This is a genomic window from Acidovorax lacteus, assembly GCF_039540375.1.
GTDB lineage: Bacteria > Pseudomonadota > Gammaproteobacteria > Burkholderiales > Burkholderiaceae_C > Acidovorax_G > Acidovorax_G lacteus.
This window is the reverse complement of record NZ_BAABEX010000001.1, coordinates 48,499-66,987: the sequence shown is the minus strand read 5'-3', so window position 1 is coordinate 66,987 and position 18,489 is coordinate 48,499. Positions and strand designations below refer to the sequence as shown.

Genomic DNA, 18,489 nt, shown 5'->3' with positions numbered 1-18,489 from the left:
GCCAGCCTGCCCGGCCTGCACCACTGCCCGCCCGTGATGCCCCCCGCGATGCCCCAGTGACACACCCCGCCATGCCCGCACCCCGCACCGCCCTGCCCCGCCCACAGGCCACCCGCACCCTGGCCCGGGGCGTACGAATTGCTACATTTTTGATAGCTGGTTGTGCTTGGTTTTCAAGCACAAGCGCCCAAAATCGCCCTGAAACCACCGAGCCGCCCAGCCGCGCCGGAAGCGCCCCGAGCGCGGCCAGTGCTGCCAGTGCATCAGGTGCCCCCACGGCGCCCGCCGCGCCGCTCAGCTGCCCGGCCACGCCCGCCGACACCACGCACCGCCACCTGATCGGCGAGTGGACGGCGCAACTGGGCAGCGGGGCCGACGCTGCGGCCACCACACTCACGCTGGTGCAGCACCCCGAGCTGGCCCACAGCGTGCGCGGGCACCTGCAGCGCGGGCCGCTGCGCGTGCTGCTCAGCGGCGACGTGGAAGACGGCGACCTGACTCTGGAAGAATCGGAGAACGGCACCAACATCAGCGCGACCTGGATCGGCCGGGTCGTGGACGGCCGTTGCGGCCAGGAGATCCGCGGAACATGGACACATCCCAGCTCATCCCGAACGCTCGCCTTCGTGCTGCGCAAACGCCTGCCGGCCGCCGGCCAGTGGTAGCCCCCGCCCGCCACGCAGCGCTGGCCCTGGCCGCCGCTGCCGCCGCACTGGCCGCGCCCGCCGCATGGGCCCAGGCCCCCGCCGCCGGGGCAGCGGCCCCCAGCGGTGACGCCGCCTGGCGGCGCTGCAGCGCCATCACGCAAGACGCCAACGCCCGCCTGGCCTGCTTTGACCAGTGGGCCGCGCAGCAGGCCACGGGCGCACCGCCCGCCCTGGCCAGCGCCACGCCCGAAGCGGCCGCCGTGACCCCGCCCGTGGACGCCACACTGCCCGCCACCCGCATGATCGAAGTGGCGCGCACCGAAGGCTGCCGCGACAGCCAATACAGCGACCTCTCGCGCTTCTGGGAGCTGGAAACCGGCACCGACTGCGGCACCTTCAGCTTTCGCAGCTACCGCCCCATCACCGTGGCCGTGGCCGCTGGCAGCAGCGTGAACCGCCAGCCCACCTCCGCCAGCCCCGGCCATTCGGCCACCGAATCCACGCCCTACCGCAAGGTGGAAAACCGCATCCAGCTCTCCGTGCGCACCAAGCTCGCCCAGGGCCTGCTCACGCAGGGCAACCCCACGCTCAAGGATTCGCTGTGGTTTGGCTACACGCAGCAGTCGTACTGGCAACTGTTCACGCCCGAGCTGTCGCGCCCCTTCCGCGCCACCGACCACGAACCCGAGTTCATGTACGTGTACCCCACCACGGCGCAACTGCCGCTGGGCTGGAAGTGGCGCTACAGCGGCATCGGGCTGGTGCACCAGTCCAACGGGCAGAGCCTGCCGCTGTCGCGCAGCTGGAACCGCGTGTACCTGATGACCGGCATGGAGCTGGACAACCGCTGGCAGGTGAACGCGCGGCTGTGGAAGCGCATCCCCGAAAGCGCCGACAGCGACGACAACCCGGGCATCAGCGACTATGTGGGCCGCGGCGAACTGAACGTGCGCTGGAACATGGACGCCGACAACACCCTGTCGGCCACGCTGCGCCATTCGCTGGCCACCAGCTCGCGCGGGTCGGTGCGGCTGGAATGGCTGCAAAGCCTGGGCACCGGACTGTGGGGCAGCAAAAGCAACCTGCGCCTGCACACCCAGCTCTTCAGCGGCTATGGCGACAGCATGATCGACTACAACCGCAAGCGCACCGTGTTCAGCGTGGGCCTGAGCCTGACGGACTTCTGACCCCCGCCGCGCCCGCGGCCCCAAGCGCCCGGCGACCCACCAGCCGGGCTACACAATTCGTTACCTCGACAACGCCCCGCACCGCGCGTGCCGGGGCCTGTGCGCACCACAATCCGCAGCGGGCGCGGCGCCGCGCAGCCCGGGCCTGAAAAGCAGGGCAATGGCGGCGCTTATCAACCGTCTGGCCCCCGCCCCCCGCCGGACAATGCGCCCCAAGAGGAACACCCCATGGACATGCAATACCAGCTCAAATCCGGCAGCTACTATCTGTATGACATGCGCGAAGCCCCGAGCGCGATCACCGGCGAGCGCCGCTTCAAGCTCAAGACCGACCTCGTGGCCATCGCCTTTGACCGCCACACCGGCGAGCTGCACCAGCACGGCAGCCCCGCCCGCATCCAGTCATGGGCCAACAACACCCGCCGCCGCCTGCGCGCCGCCGGTGCGCAAGACGTGGCCAACGACATCGTCGTCGTCTCGGGCCCGCTGCCCGTGGACGAACTCAACAAATGCCTGTGGGTGCGCGGCTACGTGCGCCGCATGTTCTCGCGCCTGGCCACGCTGCCGCATGGCAAGTTTGAGCGCCCTGCGGAGCCGTTTCGCAAAGCGGCCTGAGGGCAGGGCTGCGCAAGGCCCAGGCGGCTGAAGAGGCCGCCGCTGCGCCACATGGCGGCCTTCTAACATTGGCGCTGGCCTGCATAGGCTGCACTGCACACATCGGGGTCAGCGCCAGCACGGCCCTCACCGCACCGCCCGCACCGCCCGCACCGCCCGCAAGCATTACCGGTACTTTGCGGCGGTAATGAACTCGTTGAACGTCTCGCACCACACGATCACGGCCGCGTACTGGGCCGGGTCCACCCCGCTGGGCAGCGGAACCACAAAGTTCTCAAACGTCTTCACATCGCCTACCCGCAACATGCGGCCCTTGAGCCGCTGAAAGTCGGCCTCGGTCTCGACAAACTCTGGCGACAGGTAGAGCTTGTAATCAGGCCCCGGCGCCACCCGGCCCAGCAACGAAACCGCCGTTGCCGTCACGGTGACGGCCCCCTCGCCCCAGTGCAAGGCATCGCTGTCCTTCAGATCGCGCCGAAACTCCCCCCGAAACAAGGCCTGCGCCGAAGCCACCCGCACCTGCTCGGCCGTGGGCGCATCGGGCGCAATGAGGATGGGCAAGGCATAAATGCCCGCCGCAAAGCCTGCAAGGGCCACAGCGCTGTGGGAGAGGGTGAGCCCAAGGGCCTTGCGTGTGTTCATGGGAGAGGGGTGTTTAGGTAGTCAGCCACAGGCGACGTATCAAAGCCTCGCGTGCCGTCTTCACCAGCGCAGAAGCCCAGCGGCGAGCGGAGGCAGCCCGAGCCACTGGTGAGACCTGCCTGTGTGCAGGCTACGGCAATTGCACTGAGCCAGTGCCTACGAGTTTGCCACCCTCGACGACCGTGAACTCGGGTTTGGCCCGTTCCACGCGGACCTCGGTGTCGCAAGTCAGCGAAGCGCTGGAGGACTGGCCGGGCTCCAGCGAGGGCGCTGCCGCAGGCAGTTGCACCGTACAGGTTGCTTCGAGCGAGCCCAGTGGGAACCGCACTTGGGGGCGGTAGTTGCTGGTAATCGGGCTGACTCGGCCGGACTGCCCATCGGCCTTGAGCAAGGTCAGGTTGACCGGAATGACCGCCTGGGCCTTGAAGGCCACGGGCTCGGCCGTGGCTTGCGGCTCCGCAGGCTTTTTCGAGCAACCGGAGGACAGGGCCGAGACGGCCACGACGGCGGCCAAGGGAAGCAGAGTGCGTTTCGAACAGAGCATGCGAAGCAGAGGGGTTGTATGGGATGCCTAAGCGGCCCGCGGAATGCGGGCCCGCTTGAGCGAAGCGCTAGACACTGCGCTACAGAAAGAAGAGCTAATTGTGCCCAGTGGACTAGCACAAGCGCCCAAAAAGCCTTGAAAGCCTAACAGCCCCAACAGGCGAAGCCCGCCACGGCGACCGCGCACCTGCGCACAGGCGCTTGAAAGGGTGGCGGCGGTTTGGAAAGGCATGGGCTGTGATGGCCGGGATTTGAACAGGCTAACGGCCAAGTTAGGCCTCGGCCTAGTTGCCATAAACAGTCACCAGCTCGGCTATGCATCTTTGTAACAGCACATCCCGGATCCTATTTGCCTCCGCCTCCTGTCTTTGCCGAAGGTCTGAGCCAGGCTCCGAGTAGCCAACGGGTAGCGTGGTCGTTTCAATGAACCCGAAGAAACCGAACAGCTCAATGAGCTCAATCAGCACTTTTGGTGGATGCATGGACCAGCCAGCGCCTGCCGCTTGAATGATGGGGCTGAGCGCCGCGGATTGGACGGCTTTCTCGATAGTGCGGCCGAGCTCGTAGAGGTACATAAGCTCTGAACGAACGAAGTCTGGCGGTGGATTGATGACTCGACCAGGAAGGATGATGAAGTGAGCGAAGCGCGGGACATCGACAGCCCGAATTACTGCTGCATGGTGTGCAACGGTATGCCTCAGTAGGGCGAGATCGCGCAGGTGCCAATACTCACCCGCTGGCACTGGGGCAACCCCCATCGCTTTCATGAAGCGCCCGTTGATTTCTTCGGGGTCCAGAACTCCAGCAGGATCTGTATCCAAGCGCTTGAACGCTTGATCTGCGGGGCGATTCACCGCTTGAGCACGAAGTTTTGGCAACTCAGGGAAGAACTGCGTCAAGCCCGGCAGATCAGCGAGCCGCGCTGCCAAGTCACGGACAAGATCTTCAAGAGCAACAACACCAAGGAACAACGAAAGCGCAGCCAGTGGCTTATGAAGTGACACGGCACTTCGCAGGGCCTCACGGCGCTGCTCCGCATCAAGGTCCCCGCCACCGTAGTCAGGGAGTTCAAGCAATGCGACGGCTTGAGTTTGACGATATGCGAAAAGTCCTGGCGCTGTTGTGGTGTCGATGGCGGTCCACTCGCCAACTTGCGCTTCCGGGAACTGAACTGTTGGAGTGGGGAGCGACATCGACAATGAGGCCTAACGAATTAGCTCAGCGGGCGGCGACGCCGTCCGCGGGAGCGACTAGTTAGGCCTGACTCGTCACTAGCCGGCAGCGTGAACTCTGCGAGACGATACGAAGCGCGTTGGTACCGCTTCTAGGATCGCAGCGAGGCAGCGGCTTGCTGCCCATAAGTTCTGAGTTTGGTCATTCAACATGTCGAGTGTTTTGATGCCGTGGAAGAGGTTGTTTCTGAGGCGGTAGACGATGATCATCTGCGCGAGCAGCTTCTCATGGGGTTCCGTAGCCGTCCCTTGAAGCACTGCCTCAACATGGTCGCGCCGGTCTCTTGACCGAAAATTCAAGCCTTCAAATCGATGCCCGAAACCTTCAGGTGTCTTGTATCGGAACCGCCAAAAGGCGAGGCATGACTCTAGCGTCCGCCTTGTCGCTTCAGGAACTCTGGGTGCGTCAAGCCTTTCAGCTATTTGCTCAAAAGCGGCAATGGAAGCGCTGTTATTACAGAGCGTGCTTTCGAAAAAATTCCACATCGCCGTGAACGCCGCGACTGCCTGTTGGGAGTCACTCGTCAACTGGGTCCCTCCGACCGTGTTGTTTGCGATCCACGCACTAGCATCAAACGCGGCAGGAGATTGCATGGCGGTTTCCGGTGAGGTCTAACGTTTGACATGAGGGGTGACCAGACGGCGCAGCCGGTTGGACATCCCCTCGATGGAATGGTTAGGCATGTTCCCCAGTCTTTTCTGGGACGTTCGTGATCCACATTGGGAGCGCCCTGTTGCCGCTGAGAATTTCAGTGAGATAACGCCGAATCGCCCCATTCTCGGTTTCAAGGTCGCCGTAGCCGTCGGGGTAGTAACACTGGGTGGTGATATGAGTCTTATCGAAGTCGTAGCCCAGGAAGACGGCCATCGAGTGAAGAAGTTCGACGAGAAGTTCCACCCTTCTCGCGCCCCAACTGTCCTTCGGATAGTTCCTGTCGCTCAAATGGTGGAGGTACTGCTTCCAGAGCCGCCGAATCTCCACCTCCCGCTTCGAGCCGGAGTGGAACACGACGTCTATTAAGTTCAAGCATTCCACGTGCCGCGGATCGAGGTTTGACGCTCTGGTGGACATCAGCGTCTTGAAGACGCGGAACTGCTCGTCTCGAACTTGTCGCCTCCTAGTGATCCACTCCGAGACCTGAAGAGCGATCAGGGGCGAAAGCAGAGTCGCGATGACGACCAGCCAATCATTTACTTGCACGGGTTCTCCTTAATTCGCTTCGAAGTTTCAATAAGTGGTTCAACAGGCCTAACTAGAAATAGACGATAACCATCTTACCGACCGCAGTCAGCCAACACCAAGCGAAACATGACCGCGCCAAGCCACCGGATCGCCAGCCAGTCCTTATAGGCAAATGTAAATTTTTCGGATGAATGCCATCCGCAAAACGCTGGGACGCGGGCGGCAATACCGCATACACCCCCAAGCAGCCCATACCAACCAACACGACGCGTTGGTACAGCCGCAGGCAAAAGCACCGTGCTGCAGCGCTTCTCTCGCCTGGCGGCTGCCCAGCGGCGGTCTCGCAGGCAGTAAAACTCCGTGGGGGGGGTTGGCCCGGCAACCCGCGCAGTGCAGGCAAAAACCGATGCTCGTGCTTATGAATCAAGCACGAGCAGCTATCAAATCAGTAGCAAATAGCGATTCGTCAATTCGCCAGATCACAGCGCCAGCACGATCTTCTGCCCCGCCGCCCGCGAGCAGCAGGCCAGCATGCGGCGCTGAGTAGCCCGTTCGGCCTGGGTGAGCACTTTGTCGCGGTGGTCGATGGCGCCGTCCAGCACGGCCACTTCGCAGGTGCCGCACAGGCCTTCGTTGCAGTCGCAGGGCACGTCCACCCCCGCGGCCTGCAGGGCTTGCAGCAGGGTGCGGTCGGCGGGCACCTGCACTTGCAGGTTCGAATCGCGCAGTTCGGCCACAAAGGCGTGTTCCTTGGCCGGGTCCAGCGCAGCGCCTTCGCCGCTGAAGTGTTCGTAGTGCAGCACGCCTTCGGGCCAGGCGGTGCCCAGTGCTTCCAGCTCGTCGATGAGGCGGCCCGGGCCGCAGGCGTACACGCGGTCTTGCGCGCCAATGTTTGCCAGCAGCGCGGGCAGGGCCATGCGCTGGCCTTCGGCCTTGACGTACAGGTGCACGTGCCCGGCGTGGTCGCGCGTGATACGCGGCAGCAGCGCCATTTGCCCGCGGCTGCGGCCCGCGTAGTGCAGGGTGTAGGGCTTGCCCAGAGCCTTGAGCCGGTCGGCCATGGCCAGCATGGGCGTGATGCCGATGCCTGCGGCAATGAGCACGTAGCGCGCCGCGCTTTCATCAAGGCGGAACAGGTTTTTGGGCCCGGCCAGTTGCAGGCGCTGGCCCACTTGCAGTGCGTCGCAAAAGTGGCGTGATCCGCCGCGGCCCTCGGCCTCGCGCTGTACCACCACCTGCAGGTGCTGGCGGTCTTCGGGGTGGCCGCACAGCGAGTATTTGCGGCGATAGCCGCCGTCCACCAAGTCGACATGCGCCCCGGCCGACCAGGCGGGCAGCGGGCTGCCGTCTGCGCTGGCAAACACCAGGCGCCACAGGCCCTCGCCTTCGGGCGCTTTGGCCTGCAGCACCACGCTGCGGGTGATGCCGTCTTTGGGCGGCGGGCCGATGGTGAAGGCCGCCAGCTGCGGCGCAGGCGCGTGGGCCAGGCGCTCGGGGTTGCGGGCCGGGTCCCATTCCACCCACAGCGCGGCGGGGCCGCGAAACGAGGTGTTGGAGAGGTATTCCATCGTCTGGCCGGGCGCCAGGCGCATGTGCGGCAGGCGGCGCACAAACTCTTCGATGAACACGCGCATCTGCATGCGGCCGATGTTCTTGCCCATGCACTGGTGCGCGCCGTAGCCAAAGGTGAGGTGCTCCACCGCGCTTTCGCGGTACACATCGACTTCGTCCGGGTTCTCGAAGTGGCGCGGGTCGAAGTTGGCCGAGGCCTGCACCAGCAGCAGCTTGCCGCCTTGGGGGATGGGCACACCGCCCACCACGGCGTCGGCCGTGGCCACGCGCCGCCACGCGATGATGGAGCCGGCCACGCGCAGGCATTCTTCCACCGCGTTGGGGATGAGCGCGGGGTTGGCGCACAGGGCCTCCCACGCGCTGCGGTGCGACAGTAATGTGTGGAAGGCGTTGGCCGTGGCGTTGGAGGTGGTCTCGTGCGCGGCGGCCAGAATGGCCATCATCATCGAGCGCAGGTACGACTCGGGCACCACGTCGGGGTGGGCCAGGTGCTGGCGGATGGTGTCGTACATCCAGCCTTCGCCGTCGGGCTGGGCGCGCATGGCATCCAGAATGCGCTGCGCCGTTTGCCAGAAGCGGCCCACGTTGTGCGCGATCTCGATCTGCTCTTCGGGCGTGGGGCGGCCCCAGGTGTTGAGGGTGTGCGCCACCGCAAACTGGCGCAGCTGCTCGGCGCCTTCGTCGGGCACGCCCAGAAACTTGAGCGCGATCGTGAGCGGGATCTCGTAGAACATGTCGGCCACCAGGTCGGCACGGCCCCGGTCCACAAAGCGGTCCATGGTCTGGCGCGCAAGCTGGCGCACCATGGGCTCGAAGCCGATGAGCCGCTCGGGCAGAAACGCGTCCATCAGCAGGCGGCGGCGCGCCATGTGGTCGGGCTCGTCTTCGTTGACCATGGTGCGGTTCATGGCAAAGCCGTAGCCCTGCAGCACCTGCAGCACCTCGGGCGATGCGGGGGTGATTTTTTCGAGCGCCACCGAGGGCGAGAACAGGATGTTGTCGCGGAACACGGCCTTCACGTCCTCGTACCGCGTAACCACCCAGTAGCCCAGCTGAGGGCTGTAGAACACCGGCTCCTCTTCGCGCGCCCAGCGCAGGTAGTCGGCCGGGGCCTGCATGTAGGCGCCCTCAAACGGGTTGAAGGCCGCAGCGCGCGCACTGACGGGGCAGCCGTTGGGGGCCAGCGCTGCGTGGTCAACGGGGCAGCGGCCCGTGGGGGCGGCCGTGGCGGCGGCAGGTGCAGAAGCGGAGGCAGTCGTCATGGGGCTGTGCTGGGCGGACTTGGCAAGGGGGCAGGCACGGGTGCCAGGCCTGCGAAGGTTAATTTGCGCAATGCTATTACGCAATGCGTAAAAATACCACCAACCTGTGCGCTGCGCTGAAGGGCGCAGGCGCGCGCAGCCCCGGCCCACGCCCTGCGCGGGCGGGCCTGTACCCGCATGTCGAAGAAGTACTGCCGCGCGCGTCAGCCTGCGGCGGGCGGCACGTAGCCCATGGCGGCGCTGATGAGGCCGGCCTCGTGCATGAGCGCCGGGCACACCTTGCCGCCCGGGCGCGTGTCAAAGCCATTGCTCGCGCCCAGCGCGGTGAGCACGGCCACCACATGGCCGCGTGCGTCGCGCACCGGCGCGGCAATGGCGCTGATGCCCGCCAGCAGCGTGTCGCGCACGATGGCGCAGCCCTGGGTGCGCACCTGCTGGCACAGCGTGCCCACGGGGTCGGGCCCGCCCATCACAGAGCGCTGCTCGGCCGTGGCCCCGGCGTATTCGGCCTCGGCCTGGGCGCGCAGTTCGGCATCGTCGGCAAAGGCCACAAAGGCCTGGCCGCTGGCCGACCACAGCAGCGGCAGCACCGAGCCCGGGCGGATGTTCACCGTGACCGGCAGCGAGGGTTCTTCCATGCGCATCACCGTGGGGCCGCGGTTGCCCAGCACGGCGATGAAGCAGGTCACCTGCAGCGATTCGCGCAGGCGCAGCAGGGCCGATTCGCCCATGCGCACCGGGTCGCACTGGCGCAGGGCCGCCAGGCCGATGCGCACCGCCTCGGGCCCCAGGTGGTAGTGCTGCGTGGCCGGGTGCTGCGCCACCAGCCCTTCAGACGCCAGGCTGCTCAGGTAGCGGTGCACCTTGGCGGCGCTTTCGTCGGCCTCGGCCGCAATGGCCGTGAGGCTGGCCGCCCCGCCCAGCCGCGCCAGGGCCTTGAGGATGGTCATGCCGGTTTCGGCCGACTGCACGCGCTGGCGCCGCTTGGCAGACGTGTCGGGGCTGGGGGTACGGGGCATGGGGTTTGCGCTGGTCAGGGTCTCTACGGACAAAAATCAATTACGCATTGCGTAATATCATGGCGCTCTCATTCTCTCAGACCCCGTTCCAAACACAAGGAGACTCCATGCTCAACCGACGCTATGCCACCGGCCTGCTGGCGGCCATTGCCCTGCTGGGCGGCCCGCTGGCCGCGCACGCCCAGGCCTACCCGGCCAAGGCCATCCGCTGGGTGGTGCCCTATCCGGCGGGCGGTGGCTCGGACTTCCTGGCCCGCACCATCGGCCAGCAGCTGTCCGCGCAAATCAACCAGCCGGTGCTGGTCGAGAACAAGCCCGGCGGCAACACCGCGATTGCGGCGTCGGACGTGGGCCGCTCGCCCGCCGACGGCTACACCATCCTGTCGGCCGACAACGGCACCATGGTGTTCAACACAGCGCTGTATTCCAAGCTCTCGTACAACCCCGAGAAGGACCTGACGCCCGTCACGCTGATGGGCCGGTTTCCGATGATTTTGGTGGTGGGCCCGGGCTCTGACGCCAAGGACGCCAAGGACTTCGTGGCCAAGGCCAAGGCCGCGCCGGGCAAGCTGAGCTACGGCTCGGCCGGTGCGGGCAGCCCGCACCACCTGGCCATGGAGCTGCTCAAGGTGAACAGCGGCCTGCACATGGTGCACATTCCGTACCGCGGCGCAGCCCCCGCGCTGACCGACCTGGCCGGCGGTCAGGTGGCGGCCATGATGGTGGACCTGGCCGCAGGCGCAGGCTTTATCAAGGGCGGCAAGATCCGCCCGCTGGCGGTGGCGCACCCCACGCGCCTGCCGCAGCTGCCCGACGTGCCCACGTTTGCTGAACTGGGCTTCAAGGGCGTGGAAGCCGCCGCCCAGGTGGGCGTGGTGGCCCCGGCCGGCACGCCGCCCGAGGTCGTCAACGCGCTGCAAAAGCAGGTGGCCACGGCCATCCAGACCCCGGCCATCCGCCAGAAGCTGGTGGACTTTGGCATCGAGCCCGTGGGCAGCACGCCGCAGCAGTACGCCGAGCTGATCCGCACCGAAGTGCAGCGCTGGCACAAGCTGATCCGCGAACAGAAGATTTCGCTGGACTGAGCGGCCCGCCGCGCATCACCCACACAAAGGCCGCCCCGGGGCGGCCTTTGTGCTTTGTTGTTGGGGCGCTGGGTGCTGGGCGCTGGCTCGCTGGCCCGCGGGCTCAGTCGTCGGCCGCCTCGGCCGCGGCTTCGTCCAGCGCCTCGTCGGCGGGCTCAGGATGCTTGACCAGCGTGACCGGCACGCGGCTGGCCCGGGCCACGGCCTGCGAGACCGAGCCCACCAGCACGCCTTCGAGCGCGCCATGCCCCTGCGCGCCCAGCACCACGGCCTGCACCTCCAGCGCCTCGGCCATGTCGGGCAGCACGGTGGCGGCGTCGCCCACGGCCACCTCGGTGCTGCACGGTATGTGCGCGGCCTCCAGCAGCGCGCGCGCCGGGGCCAACAGGTGCTCGCCAGCCTCCAGGCTGGCCGCGGCAATGCGCTCGGGGTCGCGCACCGTCACCAGTTCATACAGCGTGGCAGGCTCCTGCACATGGGCCAGCACCACCTGCAGGCGCAGCCCGTGGCGCGCCCAGTCGATCACATGGCGCACCGCATCGAGCGAGCGCTCCGATCCATCCACCGCCACCAGCACTTTCCACATGGCACACCTCCCGCAGTTGCGTTGACGACAAGGCCAGCCCACAGGGCTGACGGGCAGCACGGCCTGCGCCGCGGCAAGCCCAGTGTAGAACCGCGGCCGCGTGCCCGGAAGCCCTGCCCCCACCGCTGGCACGGGCCTGCGAAAATCGGCGCACCATGCTTCAGTTCGAACTCCTCACCACCGACCCGGGCAGCCATGCGCGCCGCGGCCGACTCACCCTGAACCACGGCGTGGTGCAGACGCCCATCTTCATGCCCGTGGGCACTTACGGCACCGTCAAAGGCGTGATGCCGCAGAGCCTGCACGACATGGGCGCGCAGATCATCCTGGGCAACACCTTCCACCTGTGGATGCGGCCGGGGCTGGATGTGATGCAGAGCTTTGGCGGGCTGCACGGCTTTGAGCAGTGGCACAAGCCCATCCTCACCGACTCGGGCGGCTTCCAGGTCTGGAGCCTGGGCGCCATGCGCAAGATCACCGAAGAAGGCGTGCACTTTGCGAGCCCGGTGAACGGCGACAAGCTGTTCATGTCGCCCGAGGTGAGCATGCAGATCCAGACGGTGCTGAACTCCGACATCGTGATGCAGCTCGACGAGTGCACGCCCTACGAGACCAACGGCCACCTGACCACCGAGCTTGAAGCGCGCAAGAGCATGGAGATGAGCCGCCGCTGGGCGCTGCGCTCCAAGGCCGAATTCGAGCGCCTCGCCAACCCCAATGCGCTGTTCGGCATCGTGCAGGGTGGCATGTACGAGCACTTGCGGCAGGAGTCGCTCGAAGCGCTGGTGGAGATGGACTTCCCCGGCTACGCGATTGGCGGCGTGAGCGTGGGCGAGCCCAAGGACGAGATGCTGCGCATCATGGCGCACACGCCGCACCGCCTGCCCGCGCACAAACCCCGCTACCTGATGGGCGTGGGCACGCCCGAAGACTTGGTGGAAGGCGTGGCCCAGGGCGTGGACATGTTCGACTGCGTGATGCCCACGCGCAATGCCCGCAACGGCACCATCTTCACGCGCTACGGCGACCTGAAGATCCGCAACGCGCGCCACAAGACCGACCACCAGCCGCTGGACCCAAGCTGCACCTGCCACGCCTGTGCGGGCAAGGACGGCGTTGCGTGGGACCAGGGCGGCCGCGGCGGCTTCAGCCGCGCCTACCTGCACCACCTGGACCGCTGTGGCGAGATGCTGGGCCCCATGCTCACCACCATCCACAACCTGCACTACTACCTGAACCTGATGCGCGAGGTGCGCGAGGCGCTGGACGCCGGCACATTTGCGCAGTTCCGCGCGCAGTTCAAGGCCGACCGCGCCCGCGGTGTCTGACACACCCCCACGCCCACCCGGCACCGGCTGGACCGCCCGGCTGCTGCGCGCACCGGGCCGCGCGCTGGCCCTGCTGCTGGCGCTGCTGGTGGCGTTCGAGGAATGGGGCTGGGAGCCACTGGCGCGCTGGCTGGCGCGCATCGGGCGCTGGCCCGGCCTGCGCTGGGTGGAGCGGCGCATCCGCCACCTGCCACCCTGGGGAGCCCTTGCGCTGTTTGCGCTGCCCAGCCTGGCGCTGCTGCCCGTCAAGCTGCTGGCCCTGGCGGCCATGGCGCATGGCCACATGCTGCTGGGGCTGGCGGTGGTGCTGGCCGCCAAGGTGGTGGGCACGGCCGTGGTGGCGCGGCTGTACATGCTGACGCAGCCTGCGCTGCTGCAAATCGCCGCGTTTGCCTGGCTGCACGCGCACTGGATGCGCGCCAAGACCCGGCTGCTGGCCCTGCTGCACGCTACGCGCGCCTGGCGCGTGGCGCGGGTGCTGCGCCGCCAGGCGGTGCGCCGCCTGCGCCGGTGGGTGCGGCAGATGCGCACCGCGCGCTAAAGCCGCAACCCGCGCCACACGCCCAGCGCCCGCCCCGCGCGGGCATGCAGCGGGTCGCTGCTCAGCCCGCAGCAGGAGCCTGCGGAGTGGGCTGCGCAGTCGCCGGGGCCGCGCTTGCGGGGGCGTGGTCCGGGGCGGCGTCTGCGCCGTCTCCGCGCGCCGCCGTGCCGCACGCATGGCAGAAGCGGGCAAACGCGCTCTTGCGGGTGCCGCAGGCTCCGCAGCGGTCGAACAGGCCAATGCCGCAGTGCGGGCAGAAGTCGATTTTTTCGTTCTTCAGGTCCACCGGGCGCTCGCAGCCCGGGCACACGCTTTTGGCCAGCCGGGCCAGGGCCACGTCGTAGCCCAGCTCCTTGCGGCGTTCGGTGTCGGGCTTGGCTTCGGCCTGCTTCTGCCGCTCCAGGTAGCGGTTGAGCGCCAGAATGCCGTAGCGCCCCACGAGCACGGTGATGAGAATGCCCACCGCATAGCGCACATAGCCGCCGTAGCTGGGCAAGTAGGGCACCAGTTCAAAGAAGAAGGTGAACAGCGCAAAGATGATGAAGCCCCACACAAACGGCCACCAGGTGCCCTTGCGGTGGCGCACGAACAGCCAGCCGGCCAGGGCCAGCAGCGGCAGCGTGAGGGCCAGGCGGTAGAGGAACACGCGCAGCTCCTGCGCGCGCCGGGCCGACGACATGCTGTCGTAGCCGCTGCGTTCCAGATCGGCCAGCGCGCGCTGCGCGGCCTGGGCCGTCTGGCGGGCGTCCAGTGCGGCCTGCTGCTGCGCCTCGACGCCCTGCTGGGTGCGGCGCTCGTCGGCGCGCAACTGCTCCAGCCGCCGGGTGCGGGCCAGCACCTCGGGGTCGTGCTCGGCACGCTGCGTGACGCTGCGCGTGGCCATCCACTGGGCAAATGCGTCCTGCTCAGACTGCACCTCGCTGCGCACCTTGCTGCGCTGCAGCTGCGCCTGCTCCAGCGCGGCCTGGGCGTCTTGTTCGGCCTCGCGGGCGGTACGCGACTGCTCGCGCAGGCGGCGGGCCTCGCGGGCGTCGATGAACTGGTCGAGCGACAGCGCCTGCTCGACCTTGGGCAGGTCGCCCACCAGCGTACCGCCCAGCCCGATGAGGAATCCGGCAAACACCACCGCCACCAGCCACAGGCCGCGGCGGAACCATTTTTCAGACAGACGCAAGGACTTGCTCATGGAACATCCCTCCAAGGGTGTGGGCCAACACGGGCCCCAGACAACGGTGGCAGCAGACCGCCTTTTTGCTATTGTTTTAGTAGCTGCTCGTGCTTGAATATAAAGCACGAGCAGCCAATTTGGCACCAAGGTTTTGCACCGCCCGGCGGCCCAGGCGCTCCGCTGGGCGGGTGGCCCGCTTCAGGGCAGCGTGACCGTGCGCGGCGCGCTGCCCAGTTGGGCGCGGGGCATCCAGGCCAGCACCGAATCCACTGTGACGGTTTCGATGCGGTCGGCAAAGCGCTTGTCGCCCGGGTGGTCGTCGAACGCCACATTGGCCGAGCCCACGCGCCCACCCAGGCGCGTGAGCGGCCCCAGGCGCAGCGTGGTCGGCTCGTAGCCCTTGAACTGCAGCCACGCCTGGGCCTGCTCGCGCGTGCGCACCGTGGCAGGCTCCATGGCCGCAGCCAGGGTTTCAATGGCCCACTGGTTGGACTGCTGGTAGCGCCGCCCCCACACGTAGCTGACCATGCTGTAAGGGGCGTGCTGCAGCAGGCGGGCGCGGGCGTTGTCCTGCAGCACGGGCCACAGCGCCTGCTGCACCGCGGGCGTGGGCAGCAGCCACACGGCCTCGTGCCGCCACAGGTCGTCCAGAAAGAACTCGCCCAGCCCCTGCCGGTACAGGTGGCCCACGGCCGTGCCGCAGTCGTTGAGCTTGTGCACCACGCGCCAGGCCCCGTCGGGCGTGCGGTAGGCCCAGCCCAGGTGCGAATAGCGCAGGCCGTAGCGGGAGAGGTCTTGCCCGGCACGCGCCAGCAACACCACCTGCGCACCGCTGGCGGCGTGCTCGGCGTTCAGCGCCGCGGCCGTGCGCTCGGCCAACAGCATGCCGCGCTCGATGGTCTGGGGCGTGGGCTTGCGGGCCTCGCACGACCGCCCTGCGTGGGCGGGTGTGGCGGCGAGCATCACGGCGGCGATGGCGACCGCGCAGCCCAACCACAGGGCTCGGCCCCGGCCAGAGATGCCAAGCAAGGGCCGCCCCGCCGCGAAGGCATCGTCCCCCTTCCCGGAGCGCGCAGCGCGCAGAGAGAAGGGGGAAGCCGCGCAGCGGCTCAGGGGGATGTGCTTTACCTCGAGCAAGGGCCGCCCCGCAGTGAGGGCATCGTCCCCCTTCCCGAAGCGCGCAGCGTGCAGAGAGAAGGGGCTGAGGGCCGCGGCTCCAAGCCTGCCTGCGTAGGTTTGGACGTGCCCGAAGAGCCGCCCGCTCTGGGGGCGGTGCGGGGCCGCATCGAGGCTCACGGGGATATTCATCATGGTCACAGCCGCTCGTTGTGCAACAGGGCACGGCCCAGTGCGTTGGGAATGAAGGCAATCGCCTCGCCTGCGGCCGACAGGATCACGCCCGTACCGATGACGCTGCACGCCACCACCGTGCCCACGCCGTAGGCCGAGGCCGCCACGCCGCGGCCCGCGATCTCGACGCTCACACGGGCGCCGTCGGAGGCGCGCTCCAGCACCAGCACGGTGCCGGTGGCCGACGCTTCTACGGCCCGCACGGTGAGCACCGCACCGCCCACCGACAGCGCGGCGGGCAGGGCCACCACGGCACCGGCGGCGGTGGAACCCACGGCCGCCGCGCCCACCACCGAGGCCACGGGCAGCATGGACAGCATCAGCGAGGCCTCGCTCTGCGCCCGGGCCGGCAGGGCCACCAGGGCCGCGCCCAGGGCCAGCACCGCAGCGGTGGCGCGCAGGGCACGGGGCCCGGGCAGTTGGGACAAAGACAATTTCATGGTCGGTTTCTCCGTGGGCAGGATCAGAAAGTGACAGCAGGTCTCAGGTAGCAGGTAGCAGGTAGCAGGTGGGGGAACGTCCGCAGGCTGCATCAACGCTCGGCACCCACCGGCGCAGCCGGCTGGCTGGCGCTGGAAGCGGCATCGCGGCGGCCTTGCAGGCGGGCTTCGAGCAGGTCGGCCTCGTGGCGGTCGCGCAGCATCTTGGCCAGCGTGAAGGCGGTGGTGATCAGGTACAGCCAGCTCACGCCGAGGAAGGCCTTGTAGGTGACGTTGATGTCCATGCCCAGCAGGCCCCAGCCGGTCAGGCCCATGGCCACGGCAAAACCGCCCCAGACCACCAGCTTCCACATCGGGGTGTCGCCTGCCCCGCGGCGGGTGTGCTGGTTGTCGCGCACAAACTTGGCCAACACAAAGGCCGCCGACAGACAGAACACGTAGCCCATGACCATGAAGGCACGCTCCAGCTCGGCCCCCGGCAGCCAGGCCAGGCCCACGGCACACAAAAACACGGCGATGCCGAACGAGGCCCACACCTGGAACTGCCAGGCCCGGGTATCACGCTGAATCACGATGGGAGCAGGAGCAGAGGACATGATCGTCGCTTCGGGCCACCAGGGCCGCAGGGGTTGAACACGGAGCGAATGGTGCCCTCGCGCCCCCCGAAAGGCTGCATTGAAGCTGCAAAGTGGCGATCCAACGCACGAAAAGTATCACCATACGGTACTTTTTCACACCCAGCGCTCAGCAGGCGCGGGCGGCGTGGCACCGCCCCGTCCGCAAAAACCCTGCGGCGGCACCTGTGCGACAGCCGCGCTTCTCCGCCCTGCGCAGAATGCGCGGCACATCCACTTTCAGCCCGCGGGGCCCCTCATGACCAAAGCTTTTGACCTTGTTGTCCACGGTGCCACCGGCTTCACCGGCCGCCTGGTGGTCGAATACCTGCTGCAACGCTACCCGGCCGGCAGCGGTCTGCGCTGGGCCATGGGCGGGCGCAATGCCGAGAAGCTCGCAGCCGTGCGCGACGAACTCGGCGCACCGGCCGACACCCCCCTGGTGGTGACCGACACCACCGACCCAGCCAGCCTGCAGGCGCTGATGGATGCCACGCGCCTGGTGCTGACCACCGTGGGCCCGTACCAGCTGTATGGCAACGAACTCGTGGCCGCCTGCGCGAAGAGCGGCGTGGACTACGTGGACTTGTGCGGCGAGCCCGCCTGGATGCGCCAGATGATCGACGCGCACGAAGCCGCGGCCAAGGCCAGCGGTGCGCGCATCGTGTTCTCGTGCGGGTTTGACTCGATTCCGTTCGACATGGGCGTGTTCCTGCTGCAAAAGGAGTTCCGCCAGCGCTTTGGCCACGCCGCCAACCGCGTGCGCGGCCGGGTGCGCAAGATGAAGGGCACCTTCTCGGGCGGCACGGCCGCCAGCCTGAAGGCCACCATGGCCGCAGCCGCTACGCAGCCCGGCGTGCTCGATCTGCTCAAGAACCCGTTCTCGCTCACGCCCGGCTTTGAGGGGCCGCGCCAGCCGTCGGGCGCCAAGCCCATGGTGGACGACGCCCTGGGCACCGTGGGCGGTGAAGGCGTGTGGGTGGCCCCGTTCGTGATGGCCGCGATCAACACGCGCAACGTGCACCGCTCCAACCTGCTGCTGGGCCACGCCTACGGCAGCGACTTCGTGTACGACGAAATGCTCATCACCGGCCCCGGTGCCAAGGGCGAAGCCTTGGCCACGGCCGTGGCGGGCGACAAGTCGCTGGGCTCGGACAAAGGCCCCAAGCCGGGCGAAGGCCCCTCGCGCGAGGAGCGCGAGAACGGCTTTTACGACGTGCTCTTCCTGGGCAGCGACGACGCGGGCCACCAGCTGCGCGTGGGTGTGCAAGGCGACCGCGACCCAGGCTACGGCTCGACCTCCAAGATGATTGCCGAGGCCGCGGTGTGCCTGCTGCAAGACGCCCCGCAAACGCCCGGCGGCATCTGGACCCCGGCCCCAGCCCTGGGCGACGCGCTCATCGCACGCCTGCAGGCCCACGCTGGCCTGCGCTTTGGCGTGGAAGCTGCCTGACCTGGCCCCTGGGGCCTGCACG

19 protein-coding genes are annotated in these 18,489 nt (G+C 67.6%); 7 read left to right on the top strand and 12 right to left on the bottom strand.

The annotated features are described in order from the left end of the window. Positions 1 to 71 precede the first annotated feature (71 nt). The 3 genes from ABD866_RS00365 (at position 72) to ABD866_RS00355 (ending at position 2,449) form a co-directional block, all read left to right on the top strand. Complete coding sequence (locus ABD866_RS00365) at positions 72 to 665, top strand: hypothetical protein (RefSeq protein ID WP_345060059.1); 594 nt, start codon at positions 72 to 74, stop codon at positions 663 to 665. Further along, the gene (locus ABD866_RS00360) at positions 590 to 1,834 is read left to right on the top strand and encodes a phospholipase A (protein WP_345060056.1); all 1,245 of its coding nucleotides are present in this window, start codon (positions 590 to 592) and stop codon (positions 1,832 to 1,834) included. Before ABD866_RS00365 ends, ABD866_RS00360 begins: the two co-directional genes overlap by 76 nt. Positions 1,835 to 2,062: 228 nt before the next feature. Continuing rightward, positions 2,063 to 2,449 (top strand): hypothetical protein, encoded by a 387-nt coding sequence (locus tag ABD866_RS00355; RefSeq protein ID WP_345060053.1) that lies wholly within the window; start codon positions 2,063 to 2,065, stop codon positions 2,447 to 2,449. Between the two features lie 165 nt (positions 2,450 to 2,614). Here the strand turns inward: ABD866_RS00355 and ABD866_RS00350 are convergent, their stop codons facing one another. The 7 genes from ABD866_RS00350 to ABD866_RS00320 form a co-directional block, all read right to left on the bottom strand. Next, positions 2,615 to 3,091 carry a DM13 domain-containing protein gene (locus ABD866_RS00350; RefSeq protein WP_345060051.1) on the bottom strand — a complete coding sequence of 159 codons (477 nt, stop codon included), beginning with the start codon at positions 3,089 to 3,091 and terminating at the stop codon, positions 2,615 to 2,617. A 130-nt stretch (positions 3,092 to 3,221) separates the two neighbouring features. Further along, a complete protein-coding gene (locus ABD866_RS00345; protein WP_345060048.1) occupies positions 3,222 to 3,605 on the bottom strand; it encodes a hypothetical protein in 384 nt (127 codons plus the stop codon). Positions 3,606 to 3,918: 313 nt separating this feature from the next. Further along, positions 3,919 to 4,827 carry a hypothetical protein gene (locus tag ABD866_RS00340; protein ID WP_345060045.1) on the bottom strand — a complete coding sequence of 303 codons (909 nt, stop codon included), beginning with the start codon at positions 4,825 to 4,827 and terminating at the stop codon, positions 3,919 to 3,921. Positions 4,828 to 4,905: 78 nt separating this feature from the next. Then, positions 4,906 to 5,460, bottom strand: coding sequence for a hypothetical protein (locus ABD866_RS00335; RefSeq protein ID WP_345060042.1), 555 nt, complete (start codon positions 5,458 to 5,460; stop codon positions 4,906 to 4,908). Between the two features lie 82 nt (positions 5,461 to 5,542). Next, positions 5,543 to 6,067 carry a DUF6680 family protein gene (locus ABD866_RS00330; protein ID WP_345060039.1) on the bottom strand — a complete coding sequence of 175 codons (525 nt, stop codon included), beginning with the start codon at positions 6,065 to 6,067 and terminating at the stop codon, positions 5,543 to 5,545. A 461-nt stretch (positions 6,068 to 6,528) separates the two neighbouring features. After that, on the bottom strand, positions 6,529 to 8,883 hold the full coding sequence (locus tag ABD866_RS00325) for a cytochrome P450/oxidoreductase (RefSeq protein ID WP_345060036.1): 2,355 nt from the start codon (positions 8,881 to 8,883) through the stop codon (positions 6,529 to 6,531). A gap of 203 nt (positions 8,884 to 9,086) precedes the next feature. Further along, positions 9,087 to 9,902, bottom strand: coding sequence for an IclR family transcriptional regulator (locus tag ABD866_RS00320; RefSeq protein ID WP_345060033.1), 816 nt, complete (start codon positions 9,900 to 9,902; stop codon positions 9,087 to 9,089). 107 nt (positions 9,903 to 10,009) lie between these two features. Here ABD866_RS00320 and ABD866_RS00315 point away from each other — a divergent pair, with 107 nt between their 5' ends. Beyond that, positions 10,010 to 10,987: a Bug family tripartite tricarboxylate transporter substrate binding protein gene (locus ABD866_RS00315; protein WP_345060030.1), complete on the top strand. Its 978-nt coding sequence runs from the start codon at positions 10,010 to 10,012 to the stop codon at positions 10,985 to 10,987. Positions 10,988 to 11,090: 103 nt separating this feature from the next. Here the strand turns inward: ABD866_RS00315 and ABD866_RS00310 are convergent, their stop codons facing one another. Next, positions 11,091 to 11,573: a universal stress protein gene (locus tag ABD866_RS00310; RefSeq protein WP_345060027.1), complete on the bottom strand. Its 483-nt coding sequence runs from the start codon at positions 11,571 to 11,573 to the stop codon at positions 11,091 to 11,093. Between the two features lie 155 nt (positions 11,574 to 11,728). On the opposite strand from ABD866_RS00310, the gene tgt reads away from it, so the two are divergent. Both tgt and ABD866_RS00300 read left to right on the top strand, forming a co-directional pair. Next, positions 11,729 to 12,901, top strand: coding sequence for a tRNA guanosine(34) transglycosylase Tgt (gene tgt, locus ABD866_RS00305; protein WP_345060025.1), 1,173 nt, complete (start codon positions 11,729 to 11,731; stop codon positions 12,899 to 12,901). Next, positions 12,894 to 13,442, top strand: a complete 549-nt coding sequence (locus ABD866_RS00300; RefSeq protein WP_345060023.1) for a hypothetical protein — start codon at positions 12,894 to 12,896, stop codon at positions 13,440 to 13,442. The genes tgt and ABD866_RS00300 overlap by 8 nt, the downstream gene beginning before the upstream one ends. Before the next feature lie 61 nt (positions 13,443 to 13,503). On the opposite strand, the gene ABD866_RS00295 is transcribed toward ABD866_RS00300, so the two are convergent. The 4 genes from ABD866_RS00295 to ABD866_RS00280 all read right to left on the bottom strand — a co-directional run bounded on the left by ABD866_RS00295 (position 13,504) and on the right by ABD866_RS00280 (position 16,996). Next, positions 13,504 to 14,628, bottom strand: coding sequence for a serine endopeptidase (locus tag ABD866_RS00295; RefSeq protein WP_345060021.1), 1,125 nt, complete (start codon positions 14,626 to 14,628; stop codon positions 13,504 to 13,506). Between the two features lie 180 nt (positions 14,629 to 14,808). After that, positions 14,809 to 15,573, bottom strand: coding sequence for a DUF2145 domain-containing protein (locus ABD866_RS00290; RefSeq protein WP_345060269.1), 765 nt, complete (start codon positions 15,571 to 15,573; stop codon positions 14,809 to 14,811). Between the two features lie 350 nt (positions 15,574 to 15,923). Next, entirely contained in the window at positions 15,924 to 16,400 is a 477-nt protein-coding gene (locus tag ABD866_RS00285; RefSeq protein ID WP_345060017.1) for a hypothetical protein, read from the bottom strand. A 92-nt stretch (positions 16,401 to 16,492) separates the two neighbouring features. Beyond that, positions 16,493 to 16,996: a YiaA/YiaB family inner membrane protein gene (locus ABD866_RS00280; RefSeq protein WP_345060014.1), complete on the bottom strand. Its 504-nt coding sequence runs from the start codon at positions 16,994 to 16,996 to the stop codon at positions 16,493 to 16,495. Positions 16,997 to 17,273: 277 nt separating this feature from the next. On the opposite strand from ABD866_RS00280, the gene ABD866_RS00275 reads away from it, so the two are divergent. Continuing rightward, a complete protein-coding gene (locus tag ABD866_RS00275) occupies positions 17,274 to 18,467 on the top strand; it encodes a saccharopine dehydrogenase family protein (protein WP_345060011.1) in 1,194 nt (397 codons plus the stop codon). Positions 18,468 to 18,489 lie beyond the last annotated feature (22 nt).